The organism is Flavihumibacter solisilvae, from assembly GCF_000814475.1.
In the GTDB taxonomy this organism is placed as follows: domain Bacteria; phylum Bacteroidota; class Bacteroidia; order Chitinophagales; family Chitinophagaceae; genus Flavihumibacter; species Flavihumibacter solisilvae.
In genome coordinates this window covers 57,995-80,461 of sequence record NZ_JSVC01000024.1, presented here as the reverse complement: position 1 = coordinate 80,461, position 22,467 = coordinate 57,995, and the positions used below count along the sequence as shown (strand labels likewise).

The window sequence follows — 22,467 nt, the reverse complement described above, 5'->3', positions numbered from 1 at the left end:
AATCGATTCAATTATCTAACTCTTTTAAAGATTTATGCCAATTACCGCGCTTTTTATAAACATTAAAAAAAATGTAATTTGATCTGAGGACTGGCAGAATTCCCCTTACGAGAACGATCACCAGCAAAAGCTCCGGGATTACCCTGTATCGCACCAGCGCCCCCGGAAAGGGAATTGTGTAACCAATTGACAGGTAAGCAAATAAACCAAAGAAGACTGCAGTAGCCTGAAGGGGATCTTTTATGCCAGTCCCGATCGGAGCTTGTTCCCCGGGGCTGCACTTTCTGGCTATTAAGGCGAGTGCGGCAACTCCCAGGAGACATATTACAAATATATTTTGAGTGACTGTCATCACCTGCATAATGCCGGAGGCATTCCAGGGGTAGGGGCGGAGGAAAGAGTTATCCAGGGCCTGGGGTAACATCCTAATAAAGGTAAGCGGATTTGTATCCAGGGTATCAAGGTGAACCCGGGTCTTACCGTCGAGCAGGAAAAAGGCAGCCTGGCGATCAGCCATAATACCTGGCATGTTTAACGGCCTGTTCAACAGACCGGTTGCAAAAAACAGGATCACAGCAGCGATGTGGCAGGTGACAAAGCTCTTTACTACAGGCCATTTTCCCCTGGCACAGAGCCACCAGGCAACCAACGCGGGAAACAGGATGGCTAACATTGGTGCGCGGAGAATGACAATGCCCAGGCAGGCTACCATGACGTATATCAAATTAAGGGGCCTTTTACTACTTAGCCACCGGTCGTATTGTAACAGCAGAAGACCAAAGAACAGGAATAGTAATCCATCGCCCCGGATGCCGCTTAGCCAGAACAGGGCTGGTGGGTAAAAGAAGATCAAAACATACAGCCATTTGTTCGTGTCCGCCCATTTTAAGGACAGCAGGTGATAAAGCCAGATCTGACTCCAGATGGTCAATGCTGCAAATGCAGTGACATTAATATAATAATTACCGCCGCTGAAAAGGTTGAACAGCGCCAGAGGTTTGATGAGTAGTGCATGCTCGAGTTTGTCCATGAAAAGATGCAAACCACCCTTCCAGCCATTTTCCTGCACTAGACGAAAAAGGTCCACATCCTCGAAGAATTGCCCCGGCCGGTTCAGCAGCTTTTCAAGCTCCGCCATGCTGTCATTGTTGATCATCCAGGTATCGTCACCGCCCCAGTTCCGGAAGAAAATGTAACCGTAAGCGCAGCCCATCAGCACTTTTGCCGAATAAGCGAGTATGGTCTGGAAAAATGTGAGGGTAGTGCCAGATCTTCGTATAAACCAATACGTTAGAAATGTAAAAAAAGCGAATGATACCGAAAATCTGAGGTAAATATCCATCCTGCAATATTGGTTTTCCTGCTCAAATCTATACATTTGGCATTAATGTTCCTGCATGAGGCCTGTGGCAGATAATGCATTGCTGATCGCTTTCGTTTCCAATAATGCCTGGTCGGTATACAATTTCCGCCTGGCGATAATCCGGTGCCTGATCGAATCGGGGCACAGGGTTGTAGTTGTATCGCCAGCTGACGAATATGCACAGCGGCTGACTAATGAAGGGTGTGCTTTTTTCCCTGTTCAGTTTAATAACCGGTCGCTCAATCCGATTTCCGACCTCTTGTTGTATCGTTCACTCAGGCAGGTTTATTCAACACTAAAGCCGGATCTTATTTTCCACTTCGTTGCAAAACCGAATATTTACGGATCCATGGCTGCAGGGGCACTCGGTATTCCGTCGGTTGCTGTGATCACCGGGCTCGGATTTGCCTTTGACCGGAAAGACCTCCTCCGCACCATAGTCGAGAAATTATACCGTAGGGCTTTAAAAAATGTCGCGGAAACCTGGTTCCTTAACCGGGAAGATGCGCAGGTGTTCCTGAACGAAGCCCTGGTTTCCGCTCAGAACGTGAAGATCCTGCCTGGCGAAGGTGTGGATACAGAATATTTTCACCAGCCTGGAAAATCAGCAGGCGCCGGCAGCCCGGCATTCACCTTCCTGATGAGTTGCAGGTTGCTCAGGAGCAAAGGTGTTGCGGTTTATGCAGAAGCCAGCCGGATCCTGAAAAACCGCAATCATCAATTTAATTGTATACTGATCGGCTTTCACGAAGCAGGCCATCCCGATGCGGTGGATGCTGCCGACCTTACAGATTGGCAAGAGCAGGGACTGATCAGCTTCCCCGGATTTACAGAAGATGTACGCAGTTTCCTGGAATCAGCCGATTGTTTTGTCCTGCCATCATATTATAATGAAGGAATTCCCCGAAGTCTCCTGGAAGCGGCCAGTATGGAACTTCCGGTAATCACCACCTATAACAGGGGGTGCAAAGAGGCGGTGCGGGACAATATTACCGGCTTCCTTTGTAACACCCGCGATGCAGCCGACCTGGCAGATAAAATGGAACAGATGCTGCTACTGCCACCTTTGACCCGCCGCGAAATGGGTAAAAAGGGAAGGGAACTTATGATTGAAAAGTTTGAAGTGAGGAAGGTATACAGGTATTATGCGAATGTCATCCAGCGATTTGGATGACCAATCCATCGCTTGGAGTTTAGTCTCGCCGCCTTACCTTTGCGCTTTCTTTCACTATCCGCAAAGCAAAATGGAAGTTACCGTTAAAACCGCACAGCAGCTTCGCCTTACCGCCGAAGAATTTGAACTCATCAAACAGAAACTTGGACGCACACCTAATTTCAATGAACTCTGCGCCTTCAGTGGAATGTGGAGCGAGCATTGCAGTTACAAGAATTCCATTAAGTGGCTTAAGACACTTCCCCGTGAAGGCGGAAGGATGCTCGTGGCTGCCGGAGAAGAAAATGCCGGGCTCATGGATATGGGTGATGGCTATGGAGTGGTGTTCAAGATCGAAAGCCATAACCACCCTTCAGCAATTGAACCCTTCCAGGGTGCAGCAACCGGTGTAGGTGGCATTCACCGTGACATCTTCACAATGGGCGCAAGACCGATCGCATCGCTTAACTCGCTGAGATTCGGGAAACTGCAGGAAGCCAAAACGCAGCACCTCCTCGGTGGCGTAGTACATGGTATCGGTCACTATGGTAACTGTTTCGGGGTACCGACAGTTGGAGGTGAAATTTACTTTGAACAATGTTATCATACCAACCCGCTCGTAAATGCTATGAGCGTGGGTATAGTGAAAGCTGGCGGAACCGTAAGCGCTACAGCTGAAGGTACCGGGAACCCTGTAATGTTCGTTGGTTCTGCAACGGGCAAGGACGGGATTGGCGGTGCTTCATTCGCATCAGCCGACATCACCGCTGACAGTGTGGAGGAACTTCCCGCGGTACAGGTTGGTGACCCATTCCAGGAAAAGAAACTGCTTGAAGCCTGCCTGGAAGTTATCAAAACTGGTGCTGTGGTAGGAATGCAGGATATGGGTGCAGCCGGAATTATCTGTTCAACAGCCGAAATGAGCGCCAAAGGCGGAGTGGGTATGCGCATCGATCTCGATAAGGTGCCTACACGCCAGCCGAATATGAAAACCTGGGAACTTTTGCTCAGCGAAAGCCAGGAAAGAATGCTGATGGTGGTGGAAAAAGGCAAGGAATCCCTTGTTGAAGCCATTTTTGAAAAGTGGGATCTTCCCTGCTCTGTTATTGGTGAAGTGACCGACGATAAGCTGCTCAGGTTCTATATGCATGGTGAGTTGGAAGCTTCCATTCCTGCATATGAACTGGTGCTGGGTGGAGGTGCACCGCAATATGACAGGGCTTACGAAACTCCGGCATATTTTGAAAAGATTGCCTCATTCGATTCTTCAACTGTTCCAGTTGCGAAAAACCTGAAAGAGGTGGCATCGCGACTGGTTGAAATTCCAAATATTGCATCGAAGCGATGGGTGTATGTTCAGTACGACAGCATGGTGGGAACTGCCAATACCGGCACAAACGCTCCCAGCGATGCAACAGTAGTATTGGCCAAGCCAAGCAATAAGGCCTTGGCAGTTACGACAGATTGCAACAGCCGTTACGTTTACGCTGATCCTTATAAAGGTACCATGATAGCTGTGGCAGAAGCAGCACGTAACATTGTCTGCAGTGGCGGTGAGCCCCTCGGCGTAACCAACTGCCTCAATTTCGGTAACCCCTACGATCCGCAGGTATACTTCCAGTTTGTTCATGCAATCAAAGGCATGGGCGAAGCCTGCCGTCGGTTCAATACACCTGTTACCGGCGGTAACGTGAGCTTTTATAACCAGAACCCGGATGGCGCAGTTTACCCGACGCCAACAATCGGGATGGTCGGGCTTCTTGAGAACATCGATAATAAAATGACCCTCAATTTCAGGGAAGAAGGTGATCATATTTTCCTCGTGGGCCGCGCCACAAACGATATCAACAGTTCAGAATACCTGAATAAGATCGTTGGCGTTGAATATTCCCCTGCACCACATTTTGACCTGGAGGAAGAATTTGCATTGCAACAGACAGTGTCGTCACTGATCTCGAAGAATCTCATTTCTTCAGCCCACGACATCAGTGAGGGTGGCTTGTTTGTGACCCTTGCCGAATCCGGGTTTACCGGTTCACTTGGCTTTGAGATTGAAACCGATAAGGAGATCCGCAAAGACGCATTCCTGTTCGGTGAAGGCCAGAGCAGGGTAGTGGTAACCGTGAGTGATGCAAACCTGGCGGGATTCATCGAGTCCATGGCCGGAAAAGATTTCACCAGGCTTGGCCGGGTAACCGCCGGAACTGTTAAGGTAGACGGCGAAAGCTGGGGAACGATTTCCGAATGGAAGGACAAATATGACACGGCTATCGAAAAACTTCTTGCAGGCCATGAAAGTGAACATGCATTAAGCGCATTATAAATAGTACACTTACTCGCGATTTGTCGGTAAGTGAATAAGTACAAGGGGCCAACTGAAATTCAGTTGGCCCCTTGGTTTTTAGCATATCCCTGAATGTATTTCAGGTTGATAGCTTTAGTCACTTAGTTCACTATTCACTTATTGGCTCATTCACTTATTCACCTATTGACTAACTTTGTTCTACTATGAATAAAAACGCTGTTATCGTTGTAACGGGGGCTGCAGGATTCATTGGCAGTTGCCTGGTTGGATTCCTGAACCTCAAAGGTTTCAACAACCTGATTCTGGTAGATGATTTCAGCAAGCATGAAAAGGATCCTAACCTGCGCGGCAAACGTTTTCTGCATAGGGTAGAACGGTCGCTTTTTTTCGAATGGCTGAACGAGCATAAACCCCATATTGACTTTATCTTTCACATCGGTGCCCGTACCGATACCACCGAATTCAATTACAGCATCCACCAGGAACTGAATGTGGAATATTCTCAAAAGGTGTGGAATTATTGCACTGTTCATGGCATCCCACTGGTGTTCGCTTCATCCGCGGCAACCTATGGTGCAGGAGAACATGGATACGATGACCGGCATGAACTTTCTTATGTGCTGAAACCACTTAACCCGTATGGTGTTTCCAAAAACGAATTTGATAAATGGGTACTTCATGAAGCCTGTCACCCCGGGTTTTGGGCAGGACTGAAATTCTTCAATGTTTACGGCCCCAATGAATATCATAAGAACCGCATGGCCAGCGTGATCTGGCATTCTTTCAACCAGATCCGGCAGAACGGTGGAGTGAAACTTTTTCGTTCACACAGGCCTGATTATGCAGATGGCCAGCAGTTGCGGGATTTCATCTATGTAAAAGATGTGATCAAGGTCTGCTACTGGCTCATGGAAAACCAGCCCGCTTCAGGGTTGTATAACCTTGGTACCGGCAAGGCCAGGGCATTCCAGGACCTTGTAAATTCTACATTCAGGGGACTTGACCTGGAACCGAACATAGAATTTATTGATATGCCGGAAGACATCCGCGACAAGTACCAGTACTTTACTGAAGCCAACATGAGCAAACTAAGGGATGCGGGATATACTGAACCTTTTTACAGTCTCGAGCAGGGAGTGGAAGATTATGTGAGAAATTATTTGTCGCAAGGGAAATTCTACTAATTCGTTATATATTTACAATCTGATTCTTGCCATCACCCGAAAGGAGTGGTGGCTTTTTTGTAAATACAACCAATGAACAGGAAGATTGCCATAATTGGGGGAGGTAACCTTGGTATCTCAATTGCGGAAGGACTGCTGGCGGCAGGCTTCACGGACGCCGCCAATATTACGGTCACCCGTCGGAACGTTACCTTGTTGCAGCCGCTCCAGCAAAAAGGTATACACGTTACAAGCGATAACAGGGATGCTGTCAGTGCCAGTGATGTTGTGGTGCTGGCGGTGAAACCATTCCAGGTAAAAGAGGTGGTTAAGGAAATTGCCCCGGTTACTTCGGAAAAGCACGTGATCGTTTCAGTGGTTACCGGTGTTGACATCACGGAAATAGCAGCCGAGCTGCAGCCTGGTACCCCTGTTTTCAGGGCTATGCCCAACACGGCAATCGCCATCCGGGAAAGCATCACCTGTATAAGTCACTCCGCTGCATCCCGGGATGAGGTGGAATGGGTTTTGCATATGTTTAATAAGCTGGGAAGAGTGGCTCTGATCGATGAGAAGCTCATGGACGCCGCAACAGTTCTTGGTGCCTGCGGCACCGCCTACGCTATGAGATACATCCGCGCAAATATCCAGGGAGGAATTGAGATTGGTTTTGATGCTGCCACAGCAAGCCTCATTGCAGCGCAGACAGTAAAGGGCGCTGCCGAATTGTTGTTGCAGAAGGGAACCCATCCTGAATATGAAATTGATAAGGTTACCACGCCCAAAGGGTGCACGATCGCGGGATTAAATGAAATGGAACACCAGGGTTTCAGTTCATCATTGATAAAAGGAATTTCGGCCAGCTTTTTGAAGATTCAGAAAGGATGATCACACTGTCGGTTACCAGGGAATTAGCGTTATAATAAATTAATGGGTGATGCGTTAAAGTATGGTAGTAAATCGACAAGGTGGTTTTGGCAAATATTAATAATTGTAATAATTTGCAGTCTCTCAAGCCTGTATCCAACAAATTGAACCTCTGTTTATGAAGAAGAATATCAGCCTATGGATATTGTTTATTGAAATCGTTGCTATTGCTGTCCTCCATGCGAATAAGGATAACAGTGATAAGATAAAGGATATCCTGCTGAAGCGGAATCAGTCCGGATTTATTAAAGCTACGCCGATAAATCCTGCGCCCGCTACCCCAATGACAGTAAGAAATTAAGCAATAATCACCAAAAGGAAAAAATAGGCATCCGGTTATCCGGGTGCCTATTGAGTTTTTAAAAGTTGCTTATTCAATCCCGGTGGTTATTTCATCCTTTCCTTTACGAAAGCGAGCATTTTCCCGTAAGCATCCTCGGTAGCCTCTTTATTGAAGTTCGGATTACTGGGATTGGCAAATGCATGCGTCGCCTCATAACGGTTCAGTAAAAGCTTTTTTCCCGCTTTTTGCATAGATTGGGCAAATTCGGTAACAACCTGGGGACTTGGCCATTGGTCCTGGTTGGCAAAAAAACCGATGATATCAGCCTTCAGGGTTTTTAATTTTTCCACATCTTTTTCGGGCTGGCCATAATACATGATGCCACCTGCTGCCTGGCTGCCACCCAGCAAGGTCGCCTGCAGGCTCCAGCCACCGCCAAAACACCAGCCTATTGTAAACACTTTCGCATTCTTACCTGCATAGGAATAAGCTCCTTTGATTATAGATTCAGCGCGTTCGGTCTTTACCGACTGCATTATCCTGGCTGCATCTTCGCGGGTAGTCGCCACCTGGTTATCGTACAGGTCGAGGGCGATCACATTGATGCCAAGGTCCCTCCCCAGTTTTTCAGCCTCCTGTTTGATATAATCATTCAGGCCCCACCACTCGTGAACAACAAACATATAATAAGGAGTGGCTTTTTCCGCTTTAACCTCCCAGCCATGTGCGTTTTTGCCGTCGGACGTCTGGTAGGAGATGTCTTTACCGGCGGCACTCACATAATGGAAAGGCCGGGGCTCGTCATGGCTCGCCCTGAAGGCCGCATTGCCGCCGTTCTGGGCGAAGGCTTCAGTGGCCGCCGCCGCGCAGCAGCTGGTAATGTCCTGTGAATAAATTGACTGGTTTACAGCAAGGCAGACCAGCAAAAAGATGAACTGTTTCATATGAGGAATTTTGATTACTGCAGGTTAAGAAGGCTCCGGCTTTTTTTCCACATCGCAGGCTGACTGTTTTCATCTGGCAGGTTTCCTGTATCTTTGCATGACCTCCCGGATATACATATTCTATTTTTCCGCAAGGTCATTTCAGACTGGGCAGCGGTTTTACAATTAGCATCCAAAAAAGCACATCAGCCGGTACGTAAGTACTTCAGGGATGTTTTTTTGTTTTTCAGCACACAGTCAAAAGTATAGTAATAAGAGAAAACCAAAAGATATGGCCAAGTATATTTTTGTAACCGGAGGGGTAACCTCTTCACTCGGAAAAGGGATAATTGCAGCGTCCCTGGGCAAATTGCTCCAGGCGCGCGGGTTAAAAGTGACTATCCAGAAATTTGACCCCTACATCAATGTTGATCCGGGCACATTGAATCCTTATGAACATGGGGAATGTTATGTTACTGACGACGGTGCCGAAACGGACCTGGACCTTGGCCACTATGAGCGGTTCCTGAATATTTTTACGACCCAGGCTAATAACGTGACGACAGGGCGCATCTATCAGACCGTGATCAATAAAGAGCGTGAAGGGGCTTATCTGGGAAAGACCGTACAGGTGGTTCCGCATATCACCGACGAGATCAAGCGCCGGATGCTTTTGTTGGGTCAGAACGGGTATGATGTAGTGATTACCGAAATCGGCGGAACTGTTGGTGACATCGAGAGTCTTCCTTTTATTGAAGCCGTTCGCCAGTTGCAGTGGGAATTGCCGGAGGAAGATTGCGTAGTGGTGCACCTTACCCTGATCCCTTACCTCAGGGCAGCCAAAGAACTCAAAACCAAGCCTACCCAGCACAGTGTAAGAATGCTTAGCCAGGAAGGCGTACATCCTGATGTTATCGTCTGCCGCACGGAAGAACCTCTCACACCGGAGATCAGGCGTAAGATCGCTCTCTTCTGTAACGTTAAGAAAGAAGCGGTTATTGAAGCGGCTGATGCGCCAACCATATATGAAGTTCCTCTTGCCATGATGCGCGAAAAGCTCGATCTCATCTGTCTCAAAAAGATGAACATCACCAATTATTCAGAGCCGGAGCTGGGCAAATGGAAGGAGTTCCTCGACAAACTGAAATATCCCAAAAGCAAAGTTACCATTGGCCTTATAGGAAAATATATTGAATTACAGGATGCATACAAATCCATCCTGGAAGCGTTTGTACATGCTGGTGCGATGAATGAATGCAAGGTGAATGTGGTTAATGTGCACAGTGAATTCATTACGGAAGAAAATGTGGAAGAGAAGCTGGGTCATCTCGATGGCCTGCTGGTAGCCCCCGGATTCGGGCATCGTGGAATTGAGGGAAAGATCATTGCCGTGAAGTTTGCCAGGGAGAACAACCTGCCATTCTTCGGGATTTGCCTGGGTATGCAGATGAGTGTAATTGAGTATGCCAGAACAGTACTCGGTTGGAAAGATGCGCATTCAACGGAAATGGACCCTGCGACCAATCATGCGGTGATCGACCTGATGGAAGGCCAGAAAGCGGTTACTGCCAAGGGCGGTACCATGCGCCTTGGAACCTATCCCTGCGAAATCGTTCCGGGCACGCTTGCACACCAGATCTATGGTACCACTACAATCAGTGAAAGGCATCGCCACCGCTGGGAGTTCAATAATATGTACCTGGCGGATTTTGAGAAATCCGGCCTCGTGGCCAGTGGCAAGAACCCCGAAAGCGGGCTTGTCGAGATTGTGGAGCTTCCCCGACACCCATTCTTCATCGGTGTCCAGTATCACCCGGAACTAAAAAGTACAGTTGAAAATCCGCAGCCGATCTTTGTTCATTTTATTAAGGCAGCTAAGGAAAACGCCGAAAAAAGAGAGGGTGTACGAAACCCTCTGCTTCAGAGCGAAATGATTTAATCCCGGTTTAATTTCTTATAAAGACCCGCCGTTACAACTGTTTCGGCGGGTTTTTTTCATCATCCGTCACCCTAGTGGCAATTCTCTTATCTTTGCACGTCTTAAAATCATATTTGAATGCAGAGCATGGATCGCAACACGGTTATAGGTTTTGTGCTGTTAGGAGTTTTATTGTTTGTTTATTTGTTCATTTCATCCAAGAGCAGTCGTGAACTTCAGCTGAAGAAACAACAGTATGAAGACTCAGTCGCAAGGGTGGAACTTGGCAGGAAAAAAGCACTTGCTACAACTCTTCCGGACTCTGTAGCAGTTCCCGGTATCGATTCAACTGCAACCGGCTGGGCCCGTGCAACAGCCGGAACTGAAACCTTCCAGGATGTGGAAACTGACCTGTTCCGGATCCGGTTTTCCAACAAGGGTGGCCAACCGGTTCATCTTGCGCTCAAAAATTATAAGCGGGCTGACAGCAACCTGGTTACCCTTATCGAGAATGGCAGCGATAAGCTCAACTACCAGGTCAATATCGGAAAAAACCAGTCAGCACAGGCTGCTGAGTTGTTTTTTCACCTGAAGGGTGTTGAAAAAGATGCATCGGGCAACCAGAAAATTACCTACGAGGTTATCGGTAGTAATGGTGAATCCATTTCTCATGAGTATACTATAAAGAACGGTACTTACCTGATTGACCTCAATCTTGCTTTCGGCGGAACCGGCTCCCTGTTCACCGGGCAGAACCTGAACCTGCAATGGAATGTGGATGCACTTCAACAGGAGAGTGATGCCAAATATGAGCGTCAGCAATCGCAGCTCGTTATCGTGGAAGATGGCGAATACGACTATTTCAACCTGATTTCCAGCGACCAGGAAGTATTTGAAAAAAATATTCACTGGGCAAGTATCAAGCAACAGTTCTTTAATTCTTCCCTTATCGCAAAGGATAAATTTGATAATGGAAAAGTGGAGTGGATGAGCCCGGGTGATGATTCATCAAAACTTATTGTTGGCGCCAAAGCCAGTTTCCAGAAAAAACTCACTGGCGGAAACAGCAACGTGGTTCCGTTGCAATTCTATTTCGGTCCGAACGATTACAAGATCCTTCGCAACATTGGTGTGGAGAAAATGGATAAGATCGTAAACCTGGGCCAGGGATTCTATTCTTTTGTGAGACCGATCAACCAGTACATCGTAATGCCGGTATTCGACTTTATCAAGAAGTTCGTTGGCAGCTATGGAATCGTGATCGCATTACTCACCCTTTTCATCAGGTTGGTAACTTCCCCGCTGGTTTATTCGAGCTACCTCAGTGGAGCGAAAATGAAGGCACTTCGTCCGGAACTGGATGTTCTTCGTGCAAAGCATGGCGACGACCAGCAGGCTTATGGTATGGACCAGATGAAATTGTTCAGGGAGGCAGGCGTTAACCCGCTGGGCGGATGTATACCCGCATTATTGCAGATCCCGATCTTCTTTGCTTTATATAGTTTCTTTAATGCGAACGTCGCGCTGCGGGGACAGGCTTTTCTCTGGGCGGATGACCTGTCAAGGTATGACGTGATCGCGAAGCTTCCTTTCTCGATCCCGCTGGGTTTTGGAGACCACATCAGTCTCTTTACACTGCTTGCAGTGATAACCAGTTTCCTGATTTCGATCTATAATATGAATATGACACCGGATCAGAATAATCCGATGTTGAAATATATGCCGTATATTTTCCCTGTAATTCTGTTGGTATTCTTTAACAGGCTGCCATCAGCTCTGACCTGGTATTATACGGTTTCAAACCTGATCACGCTGGCATTGCAGTTTGTAATCCAGAATTACATCATCGATCACGATAAGATCGTTGCACAGCTGGCCGAGAATCGCAGTAAGCCCAAGCCGAAATCGAAGTGGCAGGAACGTATGGAGCAAATGCAGGCTACCCAGAAGAAGATGCAGGAAATGCAACAGAAAAAGGGGAAATAGGCAACTGCAGGCCGGTAATTATCGTCTGTGACCATGAAGCTATACATGAAAAAGATCATACTTTCCGGCCTGATGGCCTTTTCGCTGGCAACTTCTGTCGCCCAGAAACGATTATCCGACCTTACCATCGTTTATGACGCCGTCATCAATACGGGCAGCCAGGAAGCAAAACTGGCCGATGCATTCGACGGGGCAACTACTACAGTCTACCTTAAAGGAGGCCTGAGCAGGTCTGATATGGTCAGTGCGCTGGCAAGCTTTACCACCATCCATGACTCCCGCAGCGGTACTGCGGTGGTTCTGCAGGAAGTCGGTGGCCAGAAACTCCTGATCCGCATGACGGAAGCCGACTGGAAGGACAAGAACCGGAAATACGAAGGAATAAAATTCACGCCGGTTGAGGAAACCAAGATGCTTGCCGGGTACAAGTGTAAAAAGGCCATCGCTGAGTTAAAGGACGGTAGCACATTTACGGTTTTCTATACGGAAGATATAATCCCCGAAAACAATAATTACAGCTCACAGTTTAAAACGCTGAAAGGGCTTCCGCTGGAATATGAGCTGAAACAGGGTAACCTGAATATCCGCTATGTCGTGTCCCAGGTATCGCTCAATCCTGTTCCAGTAGCAAAATTCGACATTCCAAAATCCGGCTACCGCGAATTGACTTACGAAGAGAGTAAAAAGGGAAGAAAGGGGAATTAACTGGAAAAATTACTTGTTCATCCGCACTTTCAGCCTGAGTAGCTGAAGGTTGTCACATGCACCAGTATTGCCCAGGTTAACCTTGTGGTTATACGGCATGATGTATGTGGTATTACCCTTTTGATAGGTGATCAGGGTGTTGAAGGACAAATGCCCGGCAGTTTTCTCCTGGTTGAAGATCATGCTTCCCTTATAGGAAGGTCCTGCTTTCAGGGTAAAACCGGCACTCGTGCGGATTGGCGTAAAATCCTCTGTGATCTTTGAACTTTTCTTATTGCGCTTCTCTCCGCCCATGCTTGCCACGGCAAACCCGGCTACTCCCAGCATAACCGCTGCCACAACGATTTTACGTGTGTGTCTTGTTAGCCTGGTATGGAGATTCTTTAACATCGAGACAAAAATAAACAAATTATTTGCTAAAAAAGAAACCGTTTATCACAAAATTTAATATGTGTTTAACGTGTGGTGATAAAAAAAGTTACAAATAGTTGGCAGTTTTTTTTGATTGGCCTATATTACAATAACCTAAAAGTACATGAAAGAATACCCCTTTCGCCAGGACAAAGAGGACATAGAGGAGTTGCTGAGGCAGTACAACGACAGGAAATCCGGCCGTTCTTCCTATTTTATCGACGAGGAATCCTTCGAAAAAATCATAAATTATTTTGACGACGCTGAAGACCTTGCCCAGGCCCAGGAAGCCTGCGACATGGCCGTTGAGCAGTTTCCTTATTCTTCAACGCTTCTCATCAGAAAGGCAGACATCCTGATCGCTACCAGGAAGTACCAGGATGCACTTTCACTGCTGGACCTGGCTGAGTTGCTCGACAGCCGCGACATCAACCTTTTCATCCTTCGGACAGACGCTTATCTCGCACTTGACCAGCAGGATAAAGCTGTAGAACTGCTCGAGAATGCGCTGGAATTCTTCGAAGGCGAGGAACGGATAGAGTTGCTGTTCGAACTGGCAGATGTATACGATGATTATGAGGAGTTCGATAAAATTTTCGATTGCCTGAAACTGATTCTGGAACAGGAGCCCGCAAACGAAGAAGCCCTTTACAAGATCTGCTTCTGGACCGATTTCACCGGTCGCAATGAAGAAAGTATCAGGTTGCACCAGCAGATCCTGGAAGACCTGCCGTATAACGAACTGGCTTGGTTTAACCTGGCAGCAGCTTACCAGGGACTGAAACTTTATGAAAAAGCAGTTGACGCATACAAATATGCCATAGCAATAGACGAAAAGTTCGATTATGCATACCGCAACATGGGAGATGCGTATATCCGTCTGCGTAAGTTCCGTGATGCTGTTGAGGTCCTGGAAAAAGTCCTGGAACTCAGTCGCCCCGAAGACGTTATTTTTGAAGCTATCGGCCATTGCTACGACAGGCTGAAGAATTATGCACAGGCCAGGTTTTATTACCGCAAGGCAGTACATCTTTCACCGGAAGACAGCAAACTGTATTACAAGATCGCCTGCACTTATATTAACGAAGAACAATGGACACAGGCGGCAAAACAGCTGGATACTGCCTTGCAGTTGCAGAAGTCTGTGCCTGAGTTTAACCTTGCCATGGGAGAATGTAAGATCAGGCTGGGGGAGACCCGGGAGGCCATCAGTTACTTCTCCAACGTTGTAAGGATGCGACCCAAAAATACAAATGGCTGGGAAGCACTTATCAGGTGCCTGTATATGGCAGAGATCTATGGAGAAGCCCTGGAGCAGGCCGAAGCAGCATTGAAACATACCGATGGGAGGCCACTGTTCATATACTATAAAAGCGCTATACTCCTTGCCATGGGAAAAACGAAGGATGCCTTGTTATTCCTTGAACGCGCTTTGCAGAAAGCACCTAAACTGCTAAAAGAATTTGTTGCTTTACACCCTTCTGTATTGCAAAATCAACTGGTAGTGGACGTGATTGCCCGTAACAGAAAAACAGGCCGGGTGTAATTTCGCCGTCGTTTCCTATTTTTGCGCGGCGTTTCTTTAAAAAGCAGCAAATGAATTTCAACTTAACACAGATCCCTGAACGAGTGGCAAAGCCACGTCAGAAAGGGCTCACAATGGTAATGGATAAGGGCCTGAGTATTGAAGAGAGCAAGCATTTCCTGAGTGTCTCACATCCACACGTCGACATCGTAAAATTTGGATTCGGTACTTCCTTTGTCACGCCTAATTTGCGCGAGAAGCTCGAAGTTTATCGTTCTTATGATATCCCCGTTTATTTTGGGGGTACTCTTTTTGAGGCTTTCCTGATAAGGAACCAGTTTGAAGATTATATCAATGTCTGCAAGGAATTCGGTATTGCATACATGGAGGTAAGTGATGGATCAATAACCATTCCTCATGCCGAAAAATGCGGCTATATCGAAAAGCTTACCAAACACGGTACCGTTTTGAGCGAAGTGGGTAGCAAGGACGCTGCACACATCATTCCGCCATATAAATGGATCGAACTTATGCGCGCAGAACTGGATGCAGGTGCGACATATGTGATCGCAGAAGCAAGGGAGGCAGGTAACGTGGGTATCTATCGTGGAAGTGGTGAAGTGCGTGAAGGTCTTGTACAGGAAATCCTGACACAGATCCCTGAAGAAAAGATCATCTGGGAAGCACCACAGAAAGCCCAGCAACTTTACTTTATCGAGCTCATTGGCTGCAATGTTAACCTTGGCAATATCGCGCCGTCAGAAGTGATCTCACTCGAGACAATGCGGGTTGGACTCAGGGGTGATACCTTCCATCTTTTCCTTAACAAGGAAATGGCCTGATGCGGAAATTCGGACTCATAGGATATCCCTTGGGCCATTCGTTTTCCAAAGGCTATTTCACAGCCAGGTTTGAAAAGGAAGGCCTGAATGCGATTTACGAAAATTATCCCCTGGAGGAAATAGGTTCTTTCCCGTCCCTGCTGCAGCAGGAACCACTGCTGGAAGGACTTAATGTGACCATCCCCTATAAAGAAAAAATCATCCCTTACCTGCACAACAAATCAGATGTTGTGCAGGTGATCGGGGCATGCAACTGCATACAGATCCGGGACGGAAAGCTTACAGGTCACAATACTGATGTGATCGGATTTGAAAAGTCGCTCGGTAAAAAGCTGTTTCCGTCACACAATAAAGCCCTTGTGCTTGGCACCGGCGGCGCTTCAAAAGCTGTGCAGTATGTATTGGACAAATTGCGGATACCCTTTACTGTGATCGGCAGAACTGCGGATGCAGGTAAAGGAATTAAAAGTTATGAAGGGCTGACCCGCGATGAACTTGTGTCGGCAACGCTTTGGATCAATACAACTCCGCTTGGAATGCACCCGGCTGAAAACGAAATGCCTCCGCTTGATTATGCAGTTCTGGGAAGCGGACATTATTTGTATGACCTGATATACAATCCCACAGAAACGAAATTTCTCTCAATGGGAAGAGCAGCAGGTGCGATTACAGAGAACGGTCATGATATGCTGATCATCCAGGCGGAAGAGAGTTGGAAGATCTGGAATTCACCAGTGACTGGTTAATTATTTCTGTAGCATCTTTGTTTTCACTTCTTCAGGAACAGCGCTGATTTTTTTCTCATCATAGTTATAACATACCATTCCGGTTTTGGCAAGAGCGACGACAACAGATTTGTCACCGATCATTTTCTCTACCCGGTAGCAGATATCAAATCCGGCGCGTGAAAAATCATCAGCAACCACACTGAAGAGCAGTTCTTCACCATAAAAAGCTTCGCTTCGGAATTCGATGGCGGCATCACTCATGATCAGGCTGGTACCGCCAAATTCAAGTTCTGTAAAACCAAGGGAACGGAGGTACCTGACCCTGGCTTCATGAATGAGACTTAAAATGGTATCGTTGCCGACATGCCCGCCATAGTTTAGATCGGTGATGCGTACGGCTATGGTTGTCTGAAAAGAAAAATCCTGCGGGATGGAAACTTTGATCCTGCCCATTGTTCTGGAATTATAAGGCGGTTATTGATGCTTGTTATTGTTCTTTCTCAACGAATTCCCTTAGCCGGAGCATATCAAGAAGGTTGGCGGGATCGGGCACAATTGGTCGCTGGCTTAAGCGCTGCTGCAAACGGTTCATGATCTCGTTAATCGGTGCAGGCTCAGTGCCGGCCACCTGTTGGTAATAGAGGTAGGCAAATTTGGCCGATATACGAACCGGTTCTCCTGCTTCATTGGTAATAGTGATATACCTGGGATTGCGGTTCTGGACATGCAGTTCCTGTACGGCCTGCTGGCTGGCAAGATTAACAGATAACTGTACCGGTTTCTGCTCAACCGGTGGTAATTCCGGTACCTGGCGTACAGAAGTATGGCGGGGTTCGCGCTGGGGATCTTTACGCTCATGTGTAATGGCATCAGGATCGGTCTCAACCAGGATTGCTGTCTTATTCCCGGGTTCAGCAACAACCGCGTTATTAGCATCGATCCGGGGCGCAGGCGGCTCTACGATGGAAGTTGCGATCTCACTGGAAGGAGTGGAGAAGGGCCGGTCAATCAGCAACCACGCCATAATCCCCGCAACAATTGCCACTGCTGCATAACGAAAAAGGTAAGGGTAAAGGGGCCGGATAGGGATTACCGGAGTTTCAACAGGGGAAACAGGCTCACTGATCTCCCGTGCAATGGACTGCCAGCTTTGAACAGGCGGCGTGGTTTCCAACGCGCCTATTCGTTCGCGGATTCTTTGTTCTGCGTTCCCTTCAGTCAGCTCCCGGGAGATATTGTCCCAGAGACCAGGTGGAGGATCAGCTTCCCAATGCTGCATTCTATTGCGTAACGGATCAGTCATCAGCGGTGTTTATTTTCTTTTTTCACCCAAAAATTCAGCAACTTTCTTTTGCAGGATCGATTTCGCCCGGGCAAGCTGTGATTTGCTGGTGCCTTCACTGATCTGGAGCATGTCCGCGATCTCCTTGTGTGAATACCCTTCAATCACGTATAAATTGAAAACAGCCCGGTATCCCGGTGATAATTCCTGGACCAGCTGAACGATGTCACGTTCCGCCAGTTGATCCAGCACCGTTACCGAAGCATCCTCAATGCCCTTTTCTTCCTGGTCAGAAATGCTGTTAAGATGAACTTTCCGACGATAATGTTCAATGGAAGTATTGACAAACACACGTCTCAGCCATCCTTCAAATGATCCTTCATGTCTGAATCGTTCCAGGTTCCGGAAAACCTTGATAAATCCTTCCTGTAAAAGATCCTGGGCATCGTCGTTGTTTCCCGCATACCGCAGGCAGACCGCGTACATTTTGGGGGCATAGCGATTATACAATGCCTCCTGCATTCTCGGGTCGCCGGCAATACTTCCTTTGATTAAGTCGGAATCGTTTATGTTTTGGTTGTCTGTCAGCTGCACTTTTTTTATTCTTCCTGTGTTTTTTTGGTCACTTTGCGTTCCAGGAACGAAACGAGCTGGTCGGTTGCCTTCCTGCGGTGGCTGTATACCTTCTTTTCATCCATGCTCATTTCTCCGAAACTTCGGTCAGCTCCATCCGGCACAAATACCGGGTCATAGCCGAAGCCATTGGTTCCCCGGGGACTGGCTGTGATCGTTCCCTCGCAACTACCTTCAAACAAATGCTCTTCCCCGTTGAGCTGTAACGAAATTACTGTCCGGAAACGGGCTCTTCTCTCCTGGATATTTTCCATTTCTTTCAGCAGCAAACGGATATTCCTTTCAAAATCAACGGGTTCGCCCGCATAACGGGCACTTTTTACCCCCGGTGCCCCATTTAACGCATATACTTCAAGGCCGGTATCCTCACTGAAACAATTTTTACCGGTCAGCCGGTTGATTGTGGTCGATTTTTCAGTGGCATTCGCCTCCAGTGTGTCATGGGGCTCCGGGATTTCGATTTCGATTCCTGCCTCCCGAAGTGAAATGACCCGTATGGTCTGGGGCACAATATGTTGAATTTCCGCAACCTTGTTCTGGTTATTGGTGGCAAATATAAGTTCCATGGCAATATTTACATTTCCAGCATATGTTTTAACGACTCCCAGAGAAGTTTTTTCAGTGGCTTTGCTGCGTCACCGGGCTGACTTAAAACTTCGAGCTCTGGGCCCTGCATGAACCGAAGCCCGCCGGCATTACCGGATGCCAACAGGGTTCCTGCAGGAAATCCTTCTGCAAGGGCCTTGCCGCCAAATGCAATTATTATGGCAGGGGACAACTGCTGCCGGATCTCAGCCATCGTAACGGGAGTTCGCGCCAGGTTCACTATTGCCACATCCGCTATGGTAAGCTGGCAGGCCTTAAGTACGGAGCCCAGGAACTGGAGGGAATCGTCTGGCAGGTACAGCTCATTGGGGTAATACACCAGCACAGTAAATTTTCGCTGGTTCCTGCCGAGGTATGAAATTGGCACCACCTCGCTTTCAGCCTGCTTTCCGTTGCTTGCCGGGCCCTGGTTTTCGGGCAGCACCAGTGTGCCGGTATAAAGCGCCTGCAGTAGATCTGTGGAAAGACGGATCTGGTTGAGTTGCATTCAATCAGTTTATTAAAAGTAGTGAAGGTGGTAAAGAAAGCCAACGGAAACAATACTAACATTTGTTAGTAAAATTTGCCCGTTCGTTTGGCTGCCCACTTTTTTCGTTGTTTCTTTGCAGCAAATGTACCAATTATGATCGCAGCTTTTGATATTCCTGTTTCCAAAGTTGAGCGCAGTAAATTGAATGACACGCCTTTGGAGAACATTCCTTTCGGTCGTTACTTCACAGATCATATGCTGGAAGCAGATTATGAGAACGGGGAATGGAAGAATGTAGAAATTAAGCCCTACCAGCCCCTGTTGCTGGATCCATCCCTGGCCGCCCTGCATTATGGACAGGCCATTTTCGAAGGCATCAAAGCCTATCGCGACGAACAGGGAAATGCATACGTTTTTCGCCCGGAAGACAATTTCCGCCGGTTCAATAAGTCGGCCGAGCGCATGAACATGCCGCCTGTTCCCGAAGAGATCTTCATGGAGGGCCTGCGGAAACTCATTGCCCTGGATAAAAACTGGATTCCTGCCATGAAGGAACATTCCTTATATATCCGTCCGCTGATGTTCTCCACAGATACCATGCTGGGGGTACGTCCGTCGGAAACCTATAAATTCCTGATCATCCTGAGCCCGACCGGACCTTACTATGCCGCTCCGATGAAGATCGTGGTAGAAGAAGCGTATACCCGCGCCGCTCCCGGTGGTGTCGGCTTTTCCAAGAACGCCGGTAACTATGGCGGCAGCATGCTTGCAGCAACCGTAGCAAAACAGCAGGGGTATGACCAGGTACTGTGGACAGATGCGTTTGAGCACAAATGGCTGCAGGAAGTAGGAATGATGAACGTATTCTTCGTGATCAATGGGGTAGCGGTTACCCCATCACTTGAAGAAGGGACCATTCTTGCCGGTGTTACCCGCGACAGCGTAATGACCGTTTTAAAAGAAATGGGTATTACAGTGGAAGAGCGCAGGATCAGTATTGACGAGCTGCTCGAAGCGTACGGTAAAGGCGCCCTGCAGGAGGCATTCGGAACAGGAACTGCCGCTGTGATCGCGTTGATCCAGGAGCTGAAATACAAGGAGTATGCGATGAAGTTCGACGTTTCTAAAGCGTCAATCGCCCTCGAAGTTAAAGAACGCCTCGCCGCAATCAGGGAAGCGCGGACGCCCGATACACACAATTGGATGTGGAAGGTCTAGAACATCCCAGAATTTTATTTTGTTTTTTCGGCAATGGATTCTACCTTTGCCGTCCCAATTAAATAAGGTTAGAATGCCTACAATACAGCAATTAGTAAGAAAAGGTAGAGAAATTATTAAGGCAAAGAGCAAATCCAGGGCATTGGATGCCTGCCCTCAGCGTCGCGGTGTTTGTACCCGTGTGTACACCACAACGCCCAAAAAACCTAACTCCGCTCTGCGTAAAGTGGCTAAGGTTCGCCTTACCAACAAAGTAGAGGTTATTGCCTACATCCCAGGTGAAGGCCACAACCTGCAGGAGCACTCGATCGTACTGATCCGCGGTGGTCGTGTGAAAGATCTTCCGGGTGTACGTTACCACATTGTTCGTGGTAGCCTTGATACTGCCGGTGTGAAGGACAGGAAGCAAAGCCGTTCTAAATACGGAACCAAGAAAGAAAAAGGTGGAGCAAAACCAGCAGGTAAAAAATAAATATAAAAAAGATCTTCCATGAGGAAAGCACAAGCCAAAAAATTACCTCTGGCACCTGATGCCAGGTATAATGATAAACTGGTTACACGTTTTGTTAACAATATTATGTGGCAAGGTAAAAAAAGCGTTGCTTTTGAAATCTTCTACGATGCAATTGATAAAGTAGCCAAAATCACAAATGAAGATGGTTACGAAATCTGGAAAAGGGCTTTGTCCAACGTAACGCCTGCTGTTGAAGTTCGCAGCCGTCGTATCGGTGGTGCAACCTTCCAGATCCCTGCTGAGGTACGCCAGGACAGGAAAGTATCCCTCAGCATAAAATGGCTGATCCGCTTCAGCCGCGAAAGAAACGGACGCAGCATGGCCGATAAACTTGCCAACGAAATCGTTGCAGCAAGCAAGGGCGAAGGTGGTGCATTCAAGAAAAAAGAAGACACCCATCGTATGGCTGAAGCCAACAAGGCATTCTCACACTTCCGCATCTAACAGTATTATCTACTTTTTCATACAGCCGGTCCTTTTCAGGACCGGCTTTTTTGTTTCCGCTCTTTTTCATTTTTCACTTTTCATTTTTACTTTTTACTATATTCATAGTTCATTCCAATAATAAAATGAATACACGCAGAAGCTTTCTGAAAAACGCCGCGATAGTAACTCCGGCCATGTTGTTCCTGCCTGATATGCTGCTTGCCGCCAGGAAAAAAGGCGAAGTAGGGATTCAGCTATATACACTACGGGACCTGATCAGCAAGGATCCAAAGGGAGTTCTTGACAAGGTAGCCGCCGCTGGTTATAAAAAGATCGAAATGTTTGGTTATGGCCAGGGTAAATTCTTTGGGATCCCGGTTAAAGAATTTGCTGCTTATGCCAATTCACTGGGACTGGTATCTCCAAGCGGTCATTACCTGCCCCAGTCATTCCTGTACGAGGAATCAGAAAAGGGAGAGGCCGAAATGAAAGACATGATTGCTGCTGCTGTTGAAATGAAACACGAGTACCTAGTAATTCCCTGGCTGCATACGGAAAGACGCCAGAATCTTGACGACTATAAAAAGATTGCCGCGCGGCTGAATGTCGCTGGTGAGCTTTGCAAAAATGCCGGAATTCAGATGGCTTATCATAACCACGACTTTGAATTCAAGTCGTATGATGGAACAACAGGGTTTGATGTATTCAGCAAGGAAACGGATGCAAATCTCGTGAAGTGGGAACTTGACCTGTACTGGGTTGTTTTCGCTGGACTTGATCCTATCAACCTGTTCAACCAGCATAAAGGCCGCGTTCCGCTCTGGCATGTAAAGGATATGGATAAAGTGAAGCGTGAGCAGAATACCGAGATCGGAAATGGATCAATTGACTACAAACGCATCTTTAAAGCAGCAGGAGTAGCAGGATTGAAGCATTTTTACGTAGAGCAGGAAAATAATTACGTTCCTGAGCCGATCGGAAGTATTCAATCAAGCATTAAGTATATCAAAGCTAACCTGGTTTAACCTGGCTGGCGCTCATTAAAAAAGGCAACCTCCGAGGTTGCCTTTTTTGTTTCTGTAAGCCT

General features: G+C 47.4%; 23 protein-coding genes. 15 read left to right on the top strand and 8 right to left on the bottom strand.

Going from position 1 to position 22,467, the window contains the following annotated elements:
* Nucleotides 1-7 precede the first annotated feature (7 nt).
* Nucleotides 8-1,342, bottom strand: a complete 1,335-nt coding sequence (locus tag OI18_RS19810) for a hypothetical protein (protein ID WP_039143073.1) — start codon at nt 1,340-1,342, stop codon at nt 8-10.
* A 55-nt stretch (nt 1,343-1,397) separates the two neighbouring features.
* On the opposite strand from OI18_RS19810, the gene OI18_RS19805 reads away from it, so the two are divergent.
* From OI18_RS19805 to OI18_RS19785, 5 genes are all read left to right on the top strand, one after another.
* Nucleotides 1,398-2,537: a glycosyltransferase family 4 protein gene (locus OI18_RS19805; protein WP_039143072.1), complete on the top strand. Its 1,140-nt coding sequence runs from the start codon at nt 1,398-1,400 to the stop codon at nt 2,535-2,537.
* Between the two features lie 70 nt (nt 2,538-2,607).
* The gene (purL, locus tag OI18_RS19800; protein ID WP_039143070.1) at nt 2,608-4,839 is read left to right on the top strand and encodes a phosphoribosylformylglycinamidine synthase subunit PurL; all 2,232 of its coding nucleotides are present in this window, start codon (nt 2,608-2,610) and stop codon (nt 4,837-4,839) included.
* Between the two features lie 185 nt (nt 4,840-5,024).
* On the top strand, nt 5,025-6,005 hold the full coding sequence (gene rfaD / locus OI18_RS19795; protein ID WP_039143067.1) for an ADP-glyceromanno-heptose 6-epimerase: 981 nt from the start codon (nt 5,025-5,027) through the stop codon (nt 6,003-6,005).
* Between the two features lie 72 nt (nt 6,006-6,077).
* The gene (gene proC, locus OI18_RS19790; protein ID WP_039143063.1) at nt 6,078-6,872 is read left to right on the top strand and encodes a pyrroline-5-carboxylate reductase; all 795 of its coding nucleotides are present in this window, start codon (nt 6,078-6,080) and stop codon (nt 6,870-6,872) included.
* Between the two features lie 157 nt (nt 6,873-7,029).
* Entirely contained in the window at nt 7,030-7,212 is a 183-nt protein-coding gene (locus tag OI18_RS19785; RefSeq protein ID WP_039143060.1) for a hypothetical protein, read from the top strand.
* Nucleotides 7,213-7,298: 86 nt separating this feature from the next.
* On the opposite strand, the gene OI18_RS19780 is transcribed toward OI18_RS19785, so the two are convergent.
* Nucleotides 7,299-8,138: a dienelactone hydrolase family protein gene (locus OI18_RS19780; RefSeq protein WP_039143059.1), complete on the bottom strand. Its 840-nt coding sequence runs from the start codon at nt 8,136-8,138 to the stop codon at nt 7,299-7,301.
* A gap of 271 nt (nt 8,139-8,409) precedes the next feature.
* Between OI18_RS19780 and OI18_RS19775 the strand changes: the two genes are divergently transcribed.
* From OI18_RS19775 to OI18_RS19765, 3 genes are all read left to right on the top strand, one after another.
* Nucleotides 8,410-10,056 (top strand): CTP synthase, encoded by a 1,647-nt coding sequence (locus OI18_RS19775; RefSeq protein WP_039143057.1) that lies wholly within the window; start codon nt 8,410-8,412, stop codon nt 10,054-10,056.
* A 117-nt stretch (nt 10,057-10,173) separates the two neighbouring features.
* Nucleotides 10,174-12,021, top strand: a complete 1,848-nt coding sequence (gene yidC / locus OI18_RS19770) for a membrane protein insertase YidC (protein WP_039143055.1) — start codon at nt 10,174-10,176, stop codon at nt 12,019-12,021.
* Between the two features lie 45 nt (nt 12,022-12,066).
* Nucleotides 12,067-12,726, top strand: a complete 660-nt coding sequence (locus OI18_RS19765; protein ID WP_052273416.1) for a hypothetical protein — start codon at nt 12,067-12,069, stop codon at nt 12,724-12,726.
* A gap of 9 nt (nt 12,727-12,735) precedes the next feature.
* On the opposite strand, the gene OI18_RS19760 is transcribed toward OI18_RS19765, so the two are convergent.
* Nucleotides 12,736-13,116: a hypothetical protein gene (locus tag OI18_RS19760; protein ID WP_039143051.1), complete on the bottom strand. Its 381-nt coding sequence runs from the start codon at nt 13,114-13,116 to the stop codon at nt 12,736-12,738.
* Between the two features lie 145 nt (nt 13,117-13,261).
* Between OI18_RS19760 and OI18_RS19755 the strand changes: the two genes are divergently transcribed.
* Genes OI18_RS19755 through OI18_RS19745 form a run of 3 tightly spaced genes read left to right on the top strand, consistent with a single transcriptional unit; the run spans nt 13,262 to nt 16,250 of the window.
* Nucleotides 13,262-14,683 carry a tetratricopeptide repeat protein gene (locus tag OI18_RS19755; protein WP_039143049.1) on the top strand — a complete coding sequence of 474 codons (1,422 nt, stop codon included), beginning with the start codon at nt 13,262-13,264 and terminating at the stop codon, nt 14,681-14,683.
* 50 nt (nt 14,684-14,733) lie between these two features.
* Nucleotides 14,734-15,504 carry a phosphosulfolactate synthase gene (locus OI18_RS19750; protein ID WP_039143047.1) on the top strand — a complete coding sequence of 257 codons (771 nt, stop codon included), beginning with the start codon at nt 14,734-14,736 and terminating at the stop codon, nt 15,502-15,504.
* On the top strand, nt 15,504-16,250 hold the full coding sequence (locus OI18_RS19745) for a shikimate dehydrogenase family protein (RefSeq protein ID WP_039143045.1): 747 nt from the start codon (nt 15,504-15,506) through the stop codon (nt 16,248-16,250). Before OI18_RS19750 ends, OI18_RS19745 begins: the two co-directional genes overlap by 1 nt.
* Here the strand turns inward: OI18_RS19745 and OI18_RS19740 are convergent, their stop codons facing one another.
* The 5 genes from OI18_RS19740 to OI18_RS23990 are packed head-to-tail and all read right to left on the bottom strand — an operon-like array spanning nt 16,251 to nt 19,240.
* The gene (locus OI18_RS19740; RefSeq protein ID WP_039143042.1) at nt 16,251-16,685 is read right to left on the bottom strand and encodes an acyl-CoA thioesterase; all 435 of its coding nucleotides are present in this window, start codon (nt 16,683-16,685) and stop codon (nt 16,251-16,253) included.
* Between the two features lie 34 nt (nt 16,686-16,719).
* Nucleotides 16,720-17,535: a hypothetical protein gene (locus OI18_RS19735; RefSeq protein WP_039143040.1), complete on the bottom strand. Its 816-nt coding sequence runs from the start codon at nt 17,533-17,535 to the stop codon at nt 16,720-16,722.
* A gap of 9 nt (nt 17,536-17,544) precedes the next feature.
* Nucleotides 17,545-18,108, bottom strand: coding sequence for an RNA polymerase sigma factor (locus OI18_RS19730; RefSeq protein WP_240312806.1), 564 nt, complete (start codon nt 18,106-18,108; stop codon nt 17,545-17,547).
* Nucleotides 18,109-18,113: 5 nt separating this feature from the next.
* A complete protein-coding gene (gene rdgB, locus OI18_RS19725; RefSeq protein ID WP_039143037.1) occupies nt 18,114-18,713 on the bottom strand; it encodes an RdgB/HAM1 family non-canonical purine NTP pyrophosphatase in 600 nt (199 codons plus the stop codon).
* A gap of 8 nt (nt 18,714-18,721) precedes the next feature.
* A complete protein-coding gene (locus OI18_RS23990; RefSeq protein ID WP_052273415.1) occupies nt 18,722-19,240 on the bottom strand; it encodes a hypothetical protein in 519 nt (172 codons plus the stop codon).
* Nucleotides 19,241-19,375: 135 nt separating this feature from the next.
* On the opposite strand from OI18_RS23990, the gene OI18_RS19715 reads away from it, so the two are divergent.
* From OI18_RS19715 to OI18_RS19700, 4 genes are all read left to right on the top strand, one after another.
* Nucleotides 19,376-20,440 (top strand): branched-chain amino acid aminotransferase, encoded by a 1,065-nt coding sequence (locus OI18_RS19715; protein ID WP_039143035.1) that lies wholly within the window; start codon nt 19,376-19,378, stop codon nt 20,438-20,440.
* A 73-nt stretch (nt 20,441-20,513) separates the two neighbouring features.
* Nucleotides 20,514-20,912 (top strand): 30S ribosomal protein S12, encoded by a 399-nt coding sequence (rpsL, locus tag OI18_RS24480; RefSeq protein WP_039143033.1) that lies wholly within the window; start codon nt 20,514-20,516, stop codon nt 20,910-20,912.
* An 18-nt stretch (nt 20,913-20,930) separates the two neighbouring features.
* Nucleotides 20,931-21,398 (top strand): 30S ribosomal protein S7, encoded by a 468-nt coding sequence (rpsG, locus tag OI18_RS24475; protein ID WP_039143030.1) that lies wholly within the window; start codon nt 20,931-20,933, stop codon nt 21,396-21,398.
* Between the two features lie 125 nt (nt 21,399-21,523).
* Nucleotides 21,524-22,405: a sugar phosphate isomerase/epimerase family protein gene (locus OI18_RS19700; protein WP_039143028.1), complete on the top strand. Its 882-nt coding sequence runs from the start codon at nt 21,524-21,526 to the stop codon at nt 22,403-22,405.
* Nucleotides 22,406-22,467 lie beyond the last annotated feature (62 nt).

Bases quoted from the DNA above. Each gene is read 5' to 3' on its own strand.
- OI18_RS19810 (WP_039143073.1), bottom strand. From the start codon at position 1,342: ATGGATATTTACCTCAGATTTTCGGTATCATTCGCTTTTTTTACATTT.
- OI18_RS19805 (WP_039143072.1), top strand. From the start codon at position 1,398: ATGAGGCCTGTGGCAGATAATGCATTGCTGATCGCTTTCGTTTCCAAT.
- purL (WP_039143070.1), top strand. From the start codon at position 2,608: ATGGAAGTTACCGTTAAAACCGCACAGCAGCTTCGCCTTACCGCCGAA.
- rfaD (WP_039143067.1), top strand. From the start codon at position 5,025: ATGAATAAAAACGCTGTTATCGTTGTAACGGGGGCTGCAGGATTCATT.
- proC (WP_039143063.1), top strand. From the start codon at position 6,078: ATGAACAGGAAGATTGCCATAATTGGGGGAGGTAACCTTGGTATCTCA.
- OI18_RS19785 (WP_039143060.1), top strand. From the start codon at position 7,030: ATGAAGAAGAATATCAGCCTATGGATATTGTTTATTGAAATCGTTGCT.
- OI18_RS19780 (WP_039143059.1), bottom strand. From the start codon at position 8,138: ATGAAACAGTTCATCTTTTTGCTGGTCTGCCTTGCTGTAAACCAGTCA.
- OI18_RS19775 (WP_039143057.1), top strand. From the start codon at position 8,410: ATGGCCAAGTATATTTTTGTAACCGGAGGGGTAACCTCTTCACTCGGA.
- yidC (WP_039143055.1), top strand. From the start codon at position 10,174: ATGCAGAGCATGGATCGCAACACGGTTATAGGTTTTGTGCTGTTAGGA.
- OI18_RS19765 (WP_052273416.1), top strand. From the start codon at position 12,067: ATGAAAAAGATCATACTTTCCGGCCTGATGGCCTTTTCGCTGGCAACT.
- OI18_RS19760 (WP_039143051.1), bottom strand. From the start codon at position 13,116: ATGTTAAAGAATCTCCATACCAGGCTAACAAGACACACACGTAAAATC.
- OI18_RS19755 (WP_039143049.1), top strand. From the start codon at position 13,262: ATGAAAGAATACCCCTTTCGCCAGGACAAAGAGGACATAGAGGAGTTG.
- OI18_RS19750 (WP_039143047.1), top strand. From the start codon at position 14,734: ATGAATTTCAACTTAACACAGATCCCTGAACGAGTGGCAAAGCCACGT.
- OI18_RS19745 (WP_039143045.1), top strand. From the start codon at position 15,504: ATGCGGAAATTCGGACTCATAGGATATCCCTTGGGCCATTCGTTTTCC.
- OI18_RS19740 (WP_039143042.1), bottom strand. From the start codon at position 16,685: ATGGGCAGGATCAAAGTTTCCATCCCGCAGGATTTTTCTTTTCAGACA.
- OI18_RS19735 (WP_039143040.1), bottom strand. From the start codon at position 17,535: ATGACTGATCCGTTACGCAATAGAATGCAGCATTGGGAAGCTGATCCT.
- rdgB (WP_039143037.1), bottom strand. From the start codon at position 18,713: ATGGAACTTATATTTGCCACCAATAACCAGAACAAGGTTGCGGAAATT.
- OI18_RS23990 (WP_052273415.1), bottom strand. From the start codon at position 19,240: ATGCAACTCAACCAGATCCGTCTTTCCACAGATCTACTGCAGGCGCTT.
- OI18_RS19715 (WP_039143035.1), top strand. From the start codon at position 19,376: ATGATCGCAGCTTTTGATATTCCTGTTTCCAAAGTTGAGCGCAGTAAA.
- rpsL (WP_039143033.1), top strand. From the start codon at position 20,514: ATGCCTACAATACAGCAATTAGTAAGAAAAGGTAGAGAAATTATTAAG.
- rpsG (WP_039143030.1), top strand. From the start codon at position 20,931: ATGAGGAAAGCACAAGCCAAAAAATTACCTCTGGCACCTGATGCCAGG.
- OI18_RS19700 (WP_039143028.1), top strand. From the start codon at position 21,524: ATGAATACACGCAGAAGCTTTCTGAAAAACGCCGCGATAGTAACTCCG.